This window comes from Bacteroidia bacterium (assembly GCA_019695265.1).
Classification (GTDB): Bacteria; Bacteroidota; Bacteroidia; order JAIBAJ01; family JAIBAJ01; genus JAIBAJ01.
This window is the reverse complement of sequence record JAIBAJ010000003.1, coordinates 1-16,705: the sequence shown is the minus strand read 5'-3', so window position 1 is coordinate 16,705 and position 16,705 is coordinate 1. Positions and strand designations below refer to the sequence as shown.

Genomic DNA, 16,705 nt, shown 5'->3' with positions numbered 1-16,705 from the left:
AAATACACATTAAATACTTCTGCAACTTATTGAGCAACAGCCTTTTTGAAAGTAGCTCCATAACCTGACCAAATTCCGATACCACCCTTTCCGGAGATATTCGATTTTAAGTTAATTGGAGCTGCAAAAGGACTTCCATTGCTTTGACGGCTAATACTGAATGTACGCCAAAAATCGTAGGAAGCCTTGTCCATGGTGCAAAATTTAATATCCATCGTATCACCTTTGAGGTATTTTCCCCGAATTCGGTCTTCGGCATCGTTTTGAAGCGTATCGTCGGATAATTGAGAGCCCCGGTTAAACGGAAAATCGAATGCTGTACCATTCACAAAATAATCGTCGAATTCATTTCCGATGGGAGCTACATAAGGCTCATCGTAGCCACCTCTGCGGGTAAAAATTCGATAGGCATTGCCCAAGGTATCAGGATCTTGAAACTTTGTCCATGGAAAACCCACCCCATCATCGCTGATATCCGGTTTCCAATACAAGGTATCCATATAAATTAGCTCCGGAATACGGGTAGAGGAAGTAAGAGTTTTGCCTTCGACCATCACTTTTAGAGTATAGGTTTTGCCAACCTCGCCTTTGATGGTATGTCCAAGATAAACCAAAGGAAGGCGGTATTCTTTGGAGAAATTAATAATATCAAGGGTTGGAACGAGGGTATCGGAAATAATTCCATCGCTGACAATAACCGTTGCATTTTGTACCACCAAATCATTCAAAATATAATTCAAGAAACCGATGGTATCTGCCAGCGTAGGAACGGGATCAAAGAAGCCGGCGCTGCGAGATAATTTAACTACAGGATATTGGTCATTTTCGATCCAGCCTTCCACAACTATTTTATTTTCGGCGTCAGGAAGAACCACCTCAATTTCTTTGGTGCAGGAAGAAGCGCTAAACAACACAACCAGGAAAAAGAGCCCGGTGAATAAGCTGGGAAAACCATGGATGCTATGACGAAGGCTTGATTTCATTAAAAACTAAAATTCCAGGTGATGGATGGGATAACAGGGAAAAGAGATACTTGTTTGGCTTTGATTCTAAAATCTCTAGGTTCTTTACCATTGGATGAAATTCCGGCTGCGGCTTTGAAAAGATCGCCGGTGGTATCGAAATAAATAAAGTAAGGATTTTGTCTGCTGTAAACATTATAAACTGAAAAATTCCAGGAGCTCATCCATTTTTCGGTTTTTTTGTGAACGTAAGTAAGAGACAAATCAAGGCGGTGGTAAGGTGCCATCCTATAGGAATTTCTTTGTCCAAATTCATTAATTACTTTACCTTCAATAAAATACCTTGCCACAGGAACTGTTAATGCAGCCCCAGTGCTGTATACCCAAACAACAGAGAAGGTCCATTTTTTACTAAGTTCCTGAGTGAGGGTAAATTGCACATCGTGGCGACGATCGTACCGGGCAAAGAAAGGTTTACCATTGTTGAGGTCGTCGAACTGGCGTTGAGTCCAGCTTAAGGTATAACCCAACCATCCTGTTGTTTTCCCTACTGATTTTCGAACAAAAAACTCAGCTCCGTAAGCCCAACCCCGTCCGAAGGTGAGTAAGTTATCGATGTTATCATTGACAGTATTGGAAGGCATTACTCCATCTTTGAACTCGATGAGGTTGCGCATATCCTTGTAATACAGTTCTACCGAGGTTTCCCAGGTATTGTCTTGAAAATTGCGGAAATATCCCAAAGAATATTGAATCCCTTGTTGGGGTTTAATTTTCTCGGAAGAAGGAATCCAAAGGTCGGTAGGCAGGGAAACGGTGGCCAGGTTAGCAACTTGAAGATATTGGTAATTCATAGTAACTGCAGCTTTAACCGAGCTTTTGCTATTGATAATGTAATTTAAGGCGAGTCGAGGTTCCGGTCTCATATAAAACTTAATGTGTTCACCTCTGGCATATTGAATGGTATCCACTACCCTATCTCCTTCCTTCACAAAACGTTCAAAAGGGCCAATTTGTTGAAAACCGGAAACCCTGATACCTAGATTTATTTTGAATTTATCGGTTACATCAAAGTCGTCGCTCAGGTATGCTGCGAATTCATTTCCATAAATCCGTTCTACTTTACCAAAATCGAAGGTAATATCACCTGCTTCGGCGGTTGCATTGTTGGGAGTGAACCGGTGGTAGGTATAATTTAGTCCAAAACGAACATGGTGGCGTATGGTAGGTTGCCAACTAAAATCAAGTTTAGCATTGTAATCTCTGATACCGGAATACAAACCAAAATTAAAATCGGACTGACCCAGGGTTACTTTAAAGTTATAATCGGTAAAAATGAGGCTGGTATTCATAAATAACTTGCTATTAAACAAGTGGTTCCAGCGAAGACTTGCGGTGGCGTTTCCGTATGGCAGAACAGCTTTAAAGCCAAGGTCCTGGTTATCCTGGAAAGTAAATTTATCTTTTCCGAAATAGCCACTGATAAAGACTTTGTCTTTGTCGGAAAAGGCATAATTCAATTTGGCATTGAGGTCATAGAAGAAGTAGCTGGAACCATAAAACTGTTGATCCTTACTAATAAAAGGCTTCATCAGGACATCGATATAGGTTCGGCGACCGGATAGGATGAAAGAAGCTTTATTCTTTTTAATCGGCCCCTGAATGGTCAGACGGGAGGAAATTAAGCCAATACCGGCATCCACTTTAAATTTTTGGTTATTACCTTCCTTCATGGTTATGTCGAGAACAGAAGCCAGTCGTCCGCCATATTGGGCTGGCATTCCTCCTTTAATGAGGTTCATATTTTTAACGGCATCGCCATTGAAAACGGAGAAAAAACCAAATAAGTGAGAAGAATTATAGACAACAGCTTCATCCAGAAGGATTAAGTTTTGATCGGGGCCACCACCACGCACATAAAAGCCGGAGCTTCCATCGCCTGAGCCTTTAACACCGGGAAGAAGTTGAATTGTTTTCAGAATATCCACTTCTCCCATGAAAGACGGCAATAATTTCACCTGCTGAATATCCATTTTTACCTGACCCATGTTGGTATTGGTGATGTTTTTATCTTGTCGTTCCGAAGTAACCACCACCTCCTTCATATCTTGAGTGGTTGGCATCAAATCGATGTTAACAGACACGTTTGCATCCAATTGAATGGGTTTAGAAAACTCGTTGTAAGAAAGGTAGGAGCAAACGAGGGTATAATTACCTTTTTCTATGGTAATGGAATAGAAACCATAAGTATTGGTTGAAACGCCTTTGAGGTTTTCTTTTAAAAAAACATTTGCACCAATGAGAGCTTCTCCCGTTTTGGCATCTTTGACGAAACCTGAAATGGTAAATTTTTCGGAACCTTCGGCAAGGGAGAATAAAGGGAAAACAAGAAAAATTGCCAGGCAGACAAAATATAAACTCTTGTAATTCAATTTATTCACAGTATTTCTTTCTAATTTTTATGGTAATAATCCGGCTAATAGTTGGAGTTGGTAATAAACTTCTACTTTTGCGGCAAATTTAACAGCAAATCAGGCTGTTTGATTGATGGGTTGAGATTAATTTCAGATTTAAGAAATTTTCACAAAACCTTACATTTCGGGCTGTAGCACAGTTGGTAGTGTACCAGCATGGGGTGCTGGTGGTCGCCTGTTCGAGTCAGGTCAGCCCGACAAAGCCTCTGCTAAGCGGGGGCTTTTTTATTTTAATACCTTTGTCTATCAAACAAACGAACATGACGAAACTATTAAGCGGCAAAGTAGCCTTAATTACAGGAGCTTCTAGAGGAATTGGAAAATCAATTGCCAAGAAATTTGCCGAACAAGGAGCCGATGTAGCCTTTACCTATTTAAGTTCGCCGGAGAAAGGGATTGCATTGGAAGAAGAATTAAAGGCTTACGGAACAAGGGTAAAGTCCTATCGCAGTGATGCATCGGATTACGGACAAGCCGAGCAATTGGTGAATTTGGTCATACAAGATTTTGGTGCATTGCACATTTTGGTAAATAACGCTGGAATTACCAAAGATAATTTATTGATGCGGATTACGGAAGAGGCATGGGATGAGGTGTTAAGAGTTAATTTAAAATCAGTTTTTAATTTAACCAAGGCAGCCCAAAGACCTATGTTAAAGCAGCGATGGGGAAGCATAATAAATATGAGTTCGGTGGTAGGAGTTAAAGGAAATGCCGGACAAAGCAATTATGCAGCCTCCAAGGCAGGAATTATTGGATTTACCAAATCAATTGCCTTAGAATTAGGTTCAAGGAATATACGTTGCAATGCTATTGCCCCGGGATTTATTGAAACAGAAATGACCGAGGCCTTAGATGCAAAAACGGTTGAACAATGGAGAGAACAAATACCATTAAAACGGGGTGGACAGGGAGAAGATGTAGCGAATGCTTGCTTGTTTTTAGGAAGTGATTTGTCGGCCTACATTACTGGACAGGTTTTGAATGTATGTGGAGGGATGTTGACTTAGTCGACATTTTTTCCGGTTTAGACTTTTAATTCAAGCAGAATTTTTGAATTAAAATTTTACTTGAATTGGTATTTTTGCATCCATACAACTACTCGGATGAAAAAGTTCAATTTTACAATTCTTGGAATTTTTATTTGGCAATTCAATTTTGCCCAATATTGTGGTGGAGCCTTCTCCTATATGGATAGTTTGGTTTTTATCGACGGGGTATCCATCAATGGATTCAACAACCTAAATACCGGTGTAACGGATGGGCAAACCTACCGCAATTACACCAACCTTGGACCAATACAATTAACCATGGGACAAACCTACCAACTGAATGTGGAGGTTCCTTCTGGTCAAATTTGTAAAGTGGCAGTATTTATGGATTTTGATAATGATAATACTTTTTCAAACAATGAATTAATTGATGTATGGGCCAATTACCAAGGACATATTCAATTTAATATTCCAATACATTCCTATTTTGGAACCGGACAAAAAAGATTAAGACTAAGAGCAATTCCTTACGGCATTACAGACATTCATCCATGTTTCGAAGTAATGGATACTTACCCCGGTGAAACCGAAGATTATACCGTTAATATTACTTCCCCCGGAGCAGTTTATTGCACTCCTTGGTATTCGGTTGGAACCCAAAATATGGACTATATAAATGGAGTTGTTTTAAATACTATGAAAAATGAAAACCAACTTGGTGTCGACTCCTTCCCCTATTATGCCAATTTTACCAATTCAGTGTCGACAACAACTTTGTATGCTCGTACAACCTATTTGATGCGAGTTTATGGAGGAATGAACCCCGGTTTTACCTATACTGCATGGCTAGATTATAACCGGGATAGTGTTTTTAGTTTCGAAGAACGACTTGGAGAGGTAGTTCAAACCACCAACCCAATGTTATTTCTCGTTTCTTTTCCATTAACAGCTTCTGAAGGTTTAACCAGGTTAAGAATCCGATGTGAAGATTCACCAATAAATGGCATTGATCCTTGTACAAACCTGGTTTATGGAGAAACAGAAGATTACCATGTCAACATTCAGATGAATTCACCCGGTTATTGCACCCAAGGTCTACATCCTGTCAATTGTAATCAGTTGGAAGTGATTAATACAGTTTCTATTGCTGGTACCACTCTCAACAATCAAAATACCGGATGCGACAACACTACGACCGGATATGTCAATTGGCCGGTTACCTCATACACTACGGCATCGCTTGACGCTTTTAATACCTACACCTTAAATGTAACAACGGCACAGAATAGTCAAATCTTCGGGTGGATTGACTATAACCACGACAATGTATTTTCAAGTTCAGAGGTTATCGAATTTGCTTCAAATTCTACTGCAAATACACCTGCCTCAACCACCTTCTTTGTTCCGGGAGATGCATTGCCCGGACCCACTAAAATGCGAATACGCAATTGCAGTGCTAATGGAGAATTAATGTATTCAAGTGATGCTTGCATGCCCTTTAATTCAGGCCAAACCGAAGATTATACCATTAACATCGTAAATACCAGTGTTGGAATTAGATCAAACGATGGTAATCTGACACATTTGAATTGCTTTGTAGATGATTCAAAAAATTTACATGTCAATTTTACCAATAAGTTTACCCAAAAAACCAATTTTACCCTCTTAGATGCAATGGGAAAAATAGTGAAATTCCAAACCAAAACGCAAGAAATTGGCGACCATCAGGAATTACTGAACCTCTCCGACTTAGCAGAAGGAATTTATTATTTTAATTTCCAGCAGGATGGATTAACAAAAGGCTTTAAATTTTCTCTAAAATAGTTTAGGGAATTTTGTCAAATCGCTTTGATGTAGATTAACTTTGGGCTGCAAATTAAAAACTTGATAACCCAAACCATCACCTTACGAACCCGTTATGGCGAAACAGACCGAATGGGTTATGTGTACTACGGAAATTATGCCCAATATTACGAAGTAGCACGGGTTGAACTTATGCGATCTGCGGGCATTTCCTACGCCGAATTAGAAGATTCAGGCATCATGATGCCTGTTATTGATTTGCAAGTTAAATACATTCGCCCGGCCTATTACGATGAAAACCTTCAAATAAGCTGCATGGTTAAAGAAAAACCGGGCTCACGTATGAAATTCGAATACCAGGTTTTAAATTCCAAAAATGAATTGATAAACCAGGGTTCGACCACCTTGGTTTTTGTGAACAAAAGCACAGGACGTCCGATTCGTTGTCCTGAGGTGATTTTGGAAAAATTCAATTTCTGATGGCAGGTCAAGATGCAATAAACCCCTGGTATAACAGACCACTGGTAAAATGGGGAATGCTCCTGATGGGTATTTCTTTGATATTGATTTTAGGTTTGATCCCTATTTTAAAATCTACTGCTAAATTTCTTATCTCGCAGGATAATGAACAATCTTGTGGTGTTGCCTTTGTTTTAAGTGGAAATAGCATTGACCGAGGAAAAAAAGCGGTTGAACTTTTCAAGAAAGGACAAATAAAAAAAATAGTTTGCACAGGCAAAAACCTACACCCTCTTTTTGAAGCCATGGGTTTTAAATTTTCGGAAGGAGAAGTTACCCAAAAAGCACTGGTAAAAATGGGGATACCAATAACCAGTACAGAATTATTGCCATTTGGAACCAGCACCAAGGAGGAAGCCCAAATCATTTTTGATTATTGCCACCGAAATAAATTGGATACCGTTATGATTATCAGTTCAGAATTTCATACCCGAAGAATCAAATACTCCTTGAGAAATTCAACCCAAAAAAATGGCATTCACTTTTGGGTGGTTGGTGCACCTGACAATAAAATAAGGTATTGGAATTGGTGGAAAAATGAAGACGGATTAATCATGATAAACAATGAATGGATTAAACTTTTATACTATTACTGGAAATACTAAAATGAAACAGATTTTACTTTTGATTTTAATACTTCAGGCTTTATATTCCTCCGGACAAAAAGACTCGGTATTGCATCTGAATCAAATTCAAATAATTGCCAGCCACAACAGCTATAAGAAATACCCACCTGCAAAAGTCATTCGCTATCTGAATCGGATAAAAAAACTGTTGGGGAAGGATTTAGATCCTAGTGGAATAAATTATGCTCATCTTCCTTTTGATGCACAATTCAGCGATTGGAATATTCGAGGATTAGAAATTGATATTTATTATGATCCAATTGGTGGAGAATATTACAAAAGGGCTTTAAACGGATTGGCTGGGCTTCGTAAGAAATCAAAAATTGAAGAATTAAAAAAACCGGGATTCAAAGTTCTACACATCAAGGATGTAGATTATGAAACCCATTATTTTACATTCAAACAAGCCTTGGAAGCGGTTAAGAAATGGAGTGATGCACATCCTAACCATTTACCAATCTTCATCAATATTGAAAGTAAGGAAGAAGGACCGGGAAATCGCAGCGGATTTCTTCGAATGCTTGGATTTAAGCGATCCAGGGAATTTGATGCTACCGCCTGTGATTCCATTGATTCAGAAATAAAATCAGTATTTGGAAAAGATTTAAAAGGTGTCATCACTCCGGATTGGGTTAGAGGGAAGCATGCAACCTTAAATGAAATGGCAACCAGCAACGATTGGCCCCTATTGGAAGAATGCAGGGGAAAGGTTGTTTTTATTATGGAAGGAGGTGCAGTGGACGATTATATCCAAAACCATCCGTCACTAAAAGGTAGGGTTATGTTTATTTATGCATCACCTGACACACCGGAATGCGCATTTACCAAGCAAAATGATCCATTACCACCATCCAACACCCAACGAATAAAGGAGCTGGCACGAAAAGGTTATATTATCAGAACCAGGGCAGATTCAGAAACGGAAGAGGCCAGAATAGGTAATTATGACCGATTAAATGCTTGTTTAGAAAGTGGCGGTCATATTATTTCAACTGATTATTATGTACCCAATGTGCAATTAGGCCCCTATCATGTCCATTTTCCAAACCATGAAGTAGGAAGGGTTAATCCGGTGAATGGAGGGATTGATGGAGGCAGCGGACTTAAGGAATAAGACTATAACGGAACTTGTATATTGCCATTTAATCTTTTTACTCAAGCTTATAAAAATGCAAATGAGGTAATTAATTCCTAATAAAGAAATTGTATTTGCAGAATTTTCGAATCCAGGGGTTTTTACTTAGTAAGATGGAAAGTTAGAATAATTGCAACTTCTCTTTTCCCTTTAGCTATTTTAAGAATTCAGGTAATTTTTCAATTTCCCTTGCTCAAACTATCTTAATAACTTTCCAAAAGTCAACTGGTTTGACATTTTCGCCTAAAATATCTTTGCAAAAAATAACCCTCCATGGCCGATATAGAAAAACTTACAAAAATCAGTTCTCAAGTCCGTCGCGACATCTTACGAATGGTTCATGCTGTAAATTCCGGTCACCCGGGCGGTTCTCTCGGTTGTACAGATTTTTTAGTCGCTCTGTATTTTGAAGTGATGAACCATAATCCAAAGGATTTTGATATGAATGGAAAAGATCAAGATGTATTCTTTCTTTCTAATGGCCATATTTCACCGGTTTGGTACAGTGTTTTGGCAAGAAGCGGTTACTTCCCCGTGAGCGAACTTGCTACTTTTAGAAAACTGAATACCCGGTTGCAAGGTCATCCTACAACCCATGAGCATTTACCGGGTGTTCGAATCGCAAGTGGTTCTCTCGGACAAGGTTTATCTGTTGCCTGTGGTGCCGCCAGTGCAAAAAAATTAAATCAAGACAACAAATTAGTATATGTACTTTGTGGGGATGGTGAAATTCAGGAAGGTCAGGTTTGGGAAGCTGCTATGTACGCTGCAGCCAAGAAAGTTGATAACCTTATTGCTACCATTGATGTTAATGGAAGGCAAATTGATGGTGATACCGACAAGGTTTTACCAATGGGAAATTTAAAGGCCAAATTTGAGGCATTTGGTTGGGATGTATTGGATATGAATGGTAATAAAATGGAGGATGTTTTAAGTACCCTCCAATTGGCTAAATCATTGACGGGAAAAGGCAAACCAATTTTGATTTTGATGAAAACTGAGATGGGACAAGGCGTGGATTTTATGATGGGAAGTCACAAATGGCACGGTGTTGCACCCAACGATTCTCAATTGGAAGCAGCCTTATCTCAACTGGAGGAAACCTTACAGGATTATTAATTTTTAAACCATGAGATGGATTTATAAGTTCCATCCTGAGCCTCAGGCAATTGATTCCTTGAGAAACAGCTTAGGTGTGGACAGAATTACGGCAACCTTGCTTTTGCAACGGGGTATTTCAGATTTTGACCAGGCCAGAGAGTTTTTCCGACCCAACCTGGACCAACTTCATTCTCCTTTTTTAATGAAGGGAATGGAAAATGCCGTTGATCGAATCATTAAAGCACTTGAGTTAGGTCAACGTATTATGATTTATGGAGATTACGATGTAGATGGTACAACCGCAGTTTCCCTAGTTTATCAATTTCTCTCCAAACAAACATCCAAAATTGAGTATTATATCCCTGACAGGTATTCAGAAGGGTATGGTATTTCTTTTAAAGGAATTGACGTTGCAGAAGAACACCAAGTCAATTTAATTATCGCATTGGATTGTGGTATCCGTTCAATTGATAAGGTAGAATACGCCAAAAGTAAAGGCATAGATTTCATTATTGCCGACCACCACCTACCCGGATCACAGATTCCGGATGCTATTGCTGTTCTAGACCCTAAACAATCCGATTGCCCTTACCCTTTTAAAGAACTTTGCGGGTGTGGAATAGGTTTTAAAATTTGCCAGGCTTTGTGCACAAGACTTCATTTGCCCTTGTCGGAAGTTTATGAATATCTAGATCTTGTTGCTGTAAGTATTGGAGCCGATATCGTGCCTATTGTAGGCGAAAACAGAATACTTGCCTATTTTGGTTTAGAAAAAATAAATACCAATCCCGGAGTAGGAATACGTACGATTTTACAATTCAACAAAATAAAAAAGAAACTGACCATTTCCGATGTTGTTTTCATCCTTGCCCCGAGGATTAATGCCGCCGGAAGAATTGAACATGGCAGTAATGCAGTAAAACTTTTAATCTCACCCAATGAATTATCGGCTGAATCATTCAATCAGGTTATTCATTACAATAATATTGAACGTAAAAGTTTAGATAGCATCATTACTCAAGAAGCTTTGGAATTAATTAGAACCGATGAATCTCTTCTGAATTCAAAAAGCACAGTGGTGTATTCTGAAAATTGGCATAAAGGCGTTGTTGGAATTGTAGCTTCCAGGCTGATTGAAAAATACTACCGACCTACCATTGTTCTTACCGAATCCAACGGAAAGGCAACCGGATCGGCTCGAAGTGTCAAAGATTTTGATGTTCATGAAGCTATTCAGGCATGCAGTGACTTACTCGAACAATTTGGAGGACATAAATATGCTGCTGGTTTAACCCTTAAAATTGAAAACATCGATGCCTTCCGAAGCAAATTTGAATCGGTGGTAAGGTCTTCCATAACTGATGAAATGCTTATTCCTAGCCAGGAAATTGATTTGGATATTCAATTGGAAGAAATTACGCCCAAATTATTTCGAATTTTAACCCAAATTGGCCCTTTTGGCCCGGGAAATATGCAACCGGTTTTTGTTACCAGGTCCGTTTTAGATACCGGTCATGCCAGAATTGTGGGTGAAACTCACCTTAAATTGGCCATTCAAAGTTCTCAAAATCCGGAATTGGTTTTTCCTTGTATCTTTTTTAAAGGTTGGGAGCATTTACCTCAAATCCAGACCGGTAAACCCTTCGATATCGCCTTCTGTATTGAAGAAAATGAATACAACGGGCAAGTGAGTATTCAACTGAATATCAAGGATATCCAATATGTATAGAGAGTCGAATAACAAGCAATCTTACTACAAGTTGAAAAAGTCATCCCGTACGAATTGACTATTTCTTTTTAAAATTACTGGTATGCGGGCCCCCTCCGCCCAAAAATCTTTTGCAAAATTCCAAACAACCTGCATGGGCGTTCGGGTCACGCTATCGGCTGTAGTCCTCGTCCACCTAGGCTATCGCCGTAGGTGTCCTGTGGGCTACTTGCCTCTATCGTTGCCCGATGCGCTACCTATAACTTTCATTCGTCCCCCAAAGGTTCAACGTATCTATCATTATTCTGCAAAGAGGGAAATTTTATACATCTGCTAACTTCTTGTTGGATTTGAAAACAAGCAAAAAAAGCCGGGGATCAGAAGCAAGAAATAATGACAATGCTTTATTTATAACCTATACCCCAACCATCGAAAAGGAAAATTATGAGTTTCACTAAAAGCTCCTTTCAAGCAGTTTTACCAATCCAAATTCTGTTTTGGCTAATAATTTCGAAGATTAATTGCCCAATTTCAGGTTTTTTACCTGCCTTATCTCCCCTTTATGAAACCAACTAAATATGCGTAATTCCATCTTTCCCGGCCATTTTTTATAGAGTCTTTGGTTTCTGAATATCCAAGCATCCTCCTGGTATCCTACCTCAAAGTTGGTATTGCTTATTTTTATTTAAATTAATTCTAAATAAGCACTTTCTTTGCAGCCGAAAATTGTATGTCAATGAACTTCTTTACCCAACGTTTACTTCCAGCCTTAGCCATTATTGCCCTTTTCTCGCTTTCCGGTAATGCCCAAATCATCACCTATGAAGATAGTCTTAATGCCGGATTAACTCGATCAGCCAATAAAACATTTGTATCAAGTTATGGACAAGCACATGCCTCTTATGACTTAAAACTTGGAAAAGGGACAGCAAACTTAGAACGGGTAATTCTATTTTTAGGACATAAGTTCAATAACAAGATTACCTTCTTTTCTGAATGGGAATTGGAAGATGCAAGGGTTGAAAATGGAAGGCCAGCCGGAGAATTCAGTATAGAGCAGTGTTTCCTAAAAATGAACCTAAATCCGGAATACTATTTTACTGCCGGTTTGTTTATTCCTCGTATCGGTATCATTAACGAAAACCACTTACCTACCACCTTTAGTACCAACCGCCGACCATTTGTTGAAACCTATGTAATTCCTGCAACCTGGAGAGAATTAGGAATCGGTTTCTATGGAAGTCCACGATCTATGCCTGGTTTCAACTTTTCCCTAGGTCTGGTAAATGGCTTAAGTTCACAAGGATTCGAGCATGGAACGGGTATCCGGGAAGGACGATTTAATGGTCAAAATGCTAGCTCAACCAATATAGCCATTACAGGAGCAGTTTTGCAATACATCAAAAACTGGCGTATTCAAGTTTCCGGTTACTACGGAGGTTCAGCAGGACTCACCAAAAGACAGTCGGATAGTTTAATGCTCGACCGGGGAGTTTTTGGCACTCCTGTGGCCGTAGGTGAAGCCAATGTGCAATATTTAGGGAAATGGTTTTATGCAAGAGCCTTAGGAACCCTGGTTTCCATCCCCAAAGCATTTGAAATAAACCGTGCCTATGCGAATAATACCGCCAAACTTATGTATGGTGCTTATGTGGAAGTAGGCTATAACCTTATGCATATCTTTAACAAACCCGAACGAGCTTTGACCATTTTTGGCAGGTATGAAAAACTTGATTTGAATGCCCAAATGTCAAGCAACGGAATTGGCGATGGACAATATAACCAGGCCTATCTGATTGGTGGAATCAATTATTCTCCTGTAAAAGGTGTCATTTTAAAATTGGATTACACACATAGAATTACAGGAGAACCCAATAAATCCTTACTGATTAACCCCTACCCTACTGCACCTGCTTATTATACCAGCAATGGCTTCGTAAATTTAGGTATGGGATATTCATTTTAAATTATCATGCTGAATCGTCGAAAATTTGTTACCCAAACTGCCGCCTGGTGCATTGTTCCGGGAATTGTAAGCAGCTTGCTAAATTCCTGTAAATCTTCTGCCACCTTTACCTCCACTTCCACTACACCCGGCGTTATTGCAGTTCCTCTACTCTCCTTTACTGAAGGTAGCGACCGAATTAATGTAAGAGACAAACGCTTGGAGTACGATATCCTTTTATTGAAAAAACCGGGTAACGAATTTAAAGCCATTTATATGAAATGTACGCATTACGACAATCCCTTGGTGGCTTCTTCTACCAGCATTTATTGCAATTCCCACGGAAGTCAATTTGACATGGACGGAAAAGTAATGAAGGAACCGGCCTCCACTAACCTAAAAATATATCCTGCAAAACTAGAAAACGATCAAGTTTTAATTCAAATCCAATAAACCTCAAACCCTATGAAAAACGCGGACCTCTCCCTATTAACCCTGGCAACCGGCTTATTATTTGCCGGTTGCAACAAGGGTGATGAAACAAACAACCTAACTCCAACTTCCGAAATCATTACTAGTTTGTCGAGCAACGTCATTGTTGCTACCTATGATGATTTAGCTTCAAAAGCTTATCAATTGGAACTTTCCCTGGAAACTTTAAAAGCAAATCCAACAACTTCTAACTTAGAAAACGCTCGTCAGCTTTGGAAAGAAACACGAAGTGCATGGGAACAATCGGAAGGATTTCTATTTGGTCCTGTTTCTTCCGAAGATATTGACCCCGGTATTGATACCTGGCCGGTTAATTTCCTGGAATTAGATTCCCTATTGGCTTCCTCAACTACCATTACCCCTCAATACCTTGCCGGATTAACCCAGGATGCTTTACGTGGTTTCCATCCATTAGAGTATATTCTTTGGGGACAAAATGGAAACAAACTAGCTTCTGAATTAACGGAAAAGGAAATGGAATACATGGTAGCCCTTGGTGCATATATCCGGGATCGTACTTCACACCTTAGCAGCCGCTGGGATATCAACAACTCCAATTCATTTCGCCATGAATTCGAAAAAGCCGGTAATGGAAGTTCAGCATATTCAACCAGAAAAGATGCCATGTTGGAGGTGGTTTCTGCCATGCAAGGCATTTGTGAAGAAGTTGCTGACGGAAAAATTGAAGAGCCCTTTTTTGCACAAGACCCTTCATTAGAAGAAAGCCCATTCAGTGGTAATTCCATTGCCGATTTTACCAATAATATGCGAAGTATCGAAAACATGTATGTTGGAAAATATGCCTCAGATGGAAAAGGTATTCAGGACTTCGTAAAAAATTACAACCTTAGTCTGGATGCAGAAATTACCCAAAAAATTGCTGCTGCAATTGCTGCATTGCAAAATATTACAGTACCGTTTGGTGAGGCTATTTTAACACAACCACAACAAGTTGCCAATGCCCAAACGGCCATCCGAAATCTAAATGAATCTCTTGAAAAGTTAACACCATTAATTCAACAACGTGTTACCGATTAATTCCATGTTCAAACCTTTCTTCTATTCGGCTTTTTTCCTTTTACTTTTAAGTGCCACTTCCTGCTCTAAACCGGAAGCACTTCAAGAAGAAGATCTGGATGAACGCTTATCCGGCGGGTCTCAAACTGTTTTTGATGCCGGCTCAGGTGCGTATTCCCATCCTTTTCCCAATCTCTCCGATAGAGGCAATTTTAACCATGGTGTTGGCGACATCTCATTTGAGGCAACCTTCGTTACGGCTCCGGCTCCCATCCATTCCGGGTTAGGACCCATTTTCAACAATGTGTCCTGCGCAAGCTGCCATATTGCAGATGGTAGAGGACGCCCCCCTCTAAATCCATCCGAACTTCTAAGTTCTATGTTGGTGCGAATTAGTATTCCCGGCGAAAACCCACACGGTGGACCAAACCCTGCTCCCGGATTTGGAGGACAACTACAACAACGGGGCGTTTTTGGAAAACCTGCCGAGGCTGATGTGGTAATTACCTATACCAACACCCAAGGAAATTTTTCTGATGGCACCTCTTACACTCTCCGAAAACCAACTATTTCACTCGAAAATCCATACATTCCCCTTCCTTCCGGACATTTGCTCAGTGGACGAGTTGCCCCTCCGGTTTTTGGAATGGGCTTGCTCGAAGCCATTGATGAAATGACAATCCTTGGTCTAAGCGATGAATTTGATGCAAATGGTGATGGCATTTCCGGACGACCTAACATGGTTTGGGATGCAGTTCATGGTAAAAAAACCATCGGACGATTTGGTTGGAAAGCCGGAAATCCCAGTGTGCTTCAACAAACAGCAGGCGCCTACAACGAGGATATGGGAATCACTTCCTTTGTTTTTCCAACCGAAAGTAGTTTCGGACAAACTCAATTCGATGGATTATTCGATGATTACGAATTAGCAGATAGCATTTTATTTGCCACCACTTTTTACACCCAAACACTAGCGGTACCTGCGCGTCGTAACACCGACGACCCAAAAGTAAAAAAGGGTAAACAGTTATTCAAAGAAGCAAACTGCTCAGGTTGCCATACCCCAATGGTAAGAACAGGTACCAACATCGCTTTTCCTGAAGCCAGTAACCAAATTATTTTCCCATATACCGATTTGCTTTTGCATGATATGGGTCCTGAATTGGCCGATAACCGTCCTGAATTCCTCGCAAATGGACAAGAATGGCGAACCTCTCCGCTATGGGGAATTGGTCTTACCGAATTAGTAAATGGTCATAGCAATTATTTGCATGATGGTAGAGCCCGAAATCTCCTCGAAGCTATCCTTTGGCACGGAGGCGAAGGGGAAAAATCAAGAGAATATGTTAAGAAACTTAGCCAGGCCGACAGGGAAGCATTAATTGCATTTTTAAAATCAATTTAAATTTTTAATATCAACTGATTCGTTTTAAACTACGTTTGCTAAATGAATCAACCTTGGTATAAATCTATTTCCTTTGGTTCGCTTGTATTTTGTTTCCTGAGTATAGTAATTTCTCGATTGCTTACCCCGGTAGACAAAACCATTACCTGGGATGTTTTTGGATATTATTTATACCTGCCGGCTTATTTCATCTACCACGATCCTTTCTTTACAGACTTATCTTGGGTAAAGCATCTGGTTGAAACCTATAAAAACACCGATTCCCTTTACCAACTTGTCGATCTTCAAAACGGTAAGTTCGTAATCATGTATTCCATTGGGATGGCTATGCTGTATAGCCCATTCTTTTTCATTGCTGACCTTTGGGCCAATTTTTCAGGTTACCCTCCCGACGGACTTTCCTACCCTTATCAAGCTTCCATAGCATATGGTATGATGGTGTATGTTGGGTTAGGCCTCCAAATTTTCAGGAAAACCCTGCTTTTATTTTTTGAGGATAAATGGGTGGCTCTGTTGATTTTCCTCT

General features: G+C 39.8%; 14 protein-coding genes and 1 tRNA gene. 13 read left to right on the top strand and 2 right to left on the bottom strand.

All coding sequences use genetic code 11. The features are described from left to right. Positions 1-26: 26 nt before the first annotated feature. Positions 27-983 (bottom strand): DUF4249 domain-containing protein, encoded by a 957-nt coding sequence (locus K1X82_01015; protein ID MBX7180666.1) that lies wholly within the window; start codon positions 981-983, stop codon positions 27-29. Next, positions 983-3,394, bottom strand: a complete 2,412-nt coding sequence (locus tag K1X82_01010; GenBank protein ID MBX7180665.1) for a TonB-dependent receptor — start codon at positions 3,392-3,394, stop codon at positions 983-985. Before K1X82_01010 ends, K1X82_01015 begins: the two co-directional genes overlap by 1 nt. A gap of 167 nt (positions 3,395-3,561) precedes the next feature. Between K1X82_01010 and K1X82_01005 the strand changes: the two genes are divergently transcribed. From K1X82_01005 to K1X82_00945, 13 genes are all read left to right on the top strand, one after another. Continuing rightward, positions 3,562-3,634 (top strand) — tRNA-Pro (locus K1X82_01005). A gap of 62 nt (positions 3,635-3,696) precedes the next feature. Beyond that, positions 3,697-4,446: a 3-oxoacyl-[acyl-carrier-protein] reductase gene (gene fabG / locus K1X82_01000; protein ID MBX7180664.1), complete on the top strand. Its 750-nt coding sequence runs from the start codon at positions 3,697-3,699 to the stop codon at positions 4,444-4,446. A 96-nt stretch (positions 4,447-4,542) separates the two neighbouring features. Then, positions 4,543-6,252 carry a T9SS type A sorting domain-containing protein gene (locus tag K1X82_00995; protein ID MBX7180663.1) on the top strand — a complete coding sequence of 570 codons (1,710 nt, stop codon included), beginning with the start codon at positions 4,543-4,545 and terminating at the stop codon, positions 6,250-6,252. Between the two features lie 60 nt (positions 6,253-6,312). Then, a complete protein-coding gene (locus K1X82_00990) occupies positions 6,313-6,711 on the top strand; it encodes an acyl-CoA thioesterase (protein ID MBX7180662.1) in 399 nt (132 codons plus the stop codon). Next, positions 6,711-7,355: a YdcF family protein gene (locus tag K1X82_00985; protein MBX7180661.1), complete on the top strand. Its 645-nt coding sequence runs from the start codon at positions 6,711-6,713 to the stop codon at positions 7,353-7,355. The genes K1X82_00990 and K1X82_00985 overlap by 1 nt, the downstream gene beginning before the upstream one ends. Position 7,356: 1 nt before the next feature. Beyond that, positions 7,357-8,490, top strand: a complete 1,134-nt coding sequence (locus K1X82_00980; protein ID MBX7180660.1) for a phosphatidylinositol-specific phospholipase C1-like protein — start codon at positions 7,357-7,359, stop codon at positions 8,488-8,490. Between the two features lie 294 nt (positions 8,491-8,784). Continuing rightward, on the top strand, positions 8,785-9,630 hold the full coding sequence (locus tag K1X82_00975; protein MBX7180659.1) for a transketolase: 846 nt from the start codon (positions 8,785-8,787) through the stop codon (positions 9,628-9,630). A 10-nt stretch (positions 9,631-9,640) separates the two neighbouring features. Then, positions 9,641-11,341, top strand: coding sequence for a single-stranded-DNA-specific exonuclease RecJ (gene recJ, locus K1X82_00970; protein MBX7180658.1), 1,701 nt, complete (start codon positions 9,641-9,643; stop codon positions 11,339-11,341). 715 nt (positions 11,342-12,056) lie between these two features. Next, on the top strand, positions 12,057-13,286 hold the full coding sequence (locus K1X82_00965) for an OprO/OprP family phosphate-selective porin (GenBank protein MBX7180657.1): 1,230 nt from the start codon (positions 12,057-12,059) through the stop codon (positions 13,284-13,286). A gap of 6 nt (positions 13,287-13,292) precedes the next feature. Continuing rightward, the gene (locus K1X82_00960; GenBank protein MBX7180656.1) at positions 13,293-13,718 is read left to right on the top strand and encodes a Rieske 2Fe-2S domain-containing protein; all 426 of its coding nucleotides are present in this window, start codon (positions 13,293-13,295) and stop codon (positions 13,716-13,718) included. Positions 13,719-13,730: 12 nt separating this feature from the next. Then, positions 13,731-14,795, top strand: coding sequence for a hypothetical protein (locus tag K1X82_00955; protein MBX7180655.1), 1,065 nt, complete (start codon positions 13,731-13,733; stop codon positions 14,793-14,795). Positions 14,796-14,799: 4 nt separating this feature from the next. Next, complete coding sequence (locus K1X82_00950) at positions 14,800-16,179, top strand: c-type cytochrome (GenBank protein MBX7180654.1); 1,380 nt, start codon at positions 14,800-14,802, stop codon at positions 16,177-16,179. A 42-nt stretch (positions 16,180-16,221) separates the two neighbouring features. After that, a partial coding sequence (locus K1X82_00945; protein MBX7180653.1) for a hypothetical protein occupies positions 16,222-16,705 on the top strand: 484 nt, incomplete at its 3' end.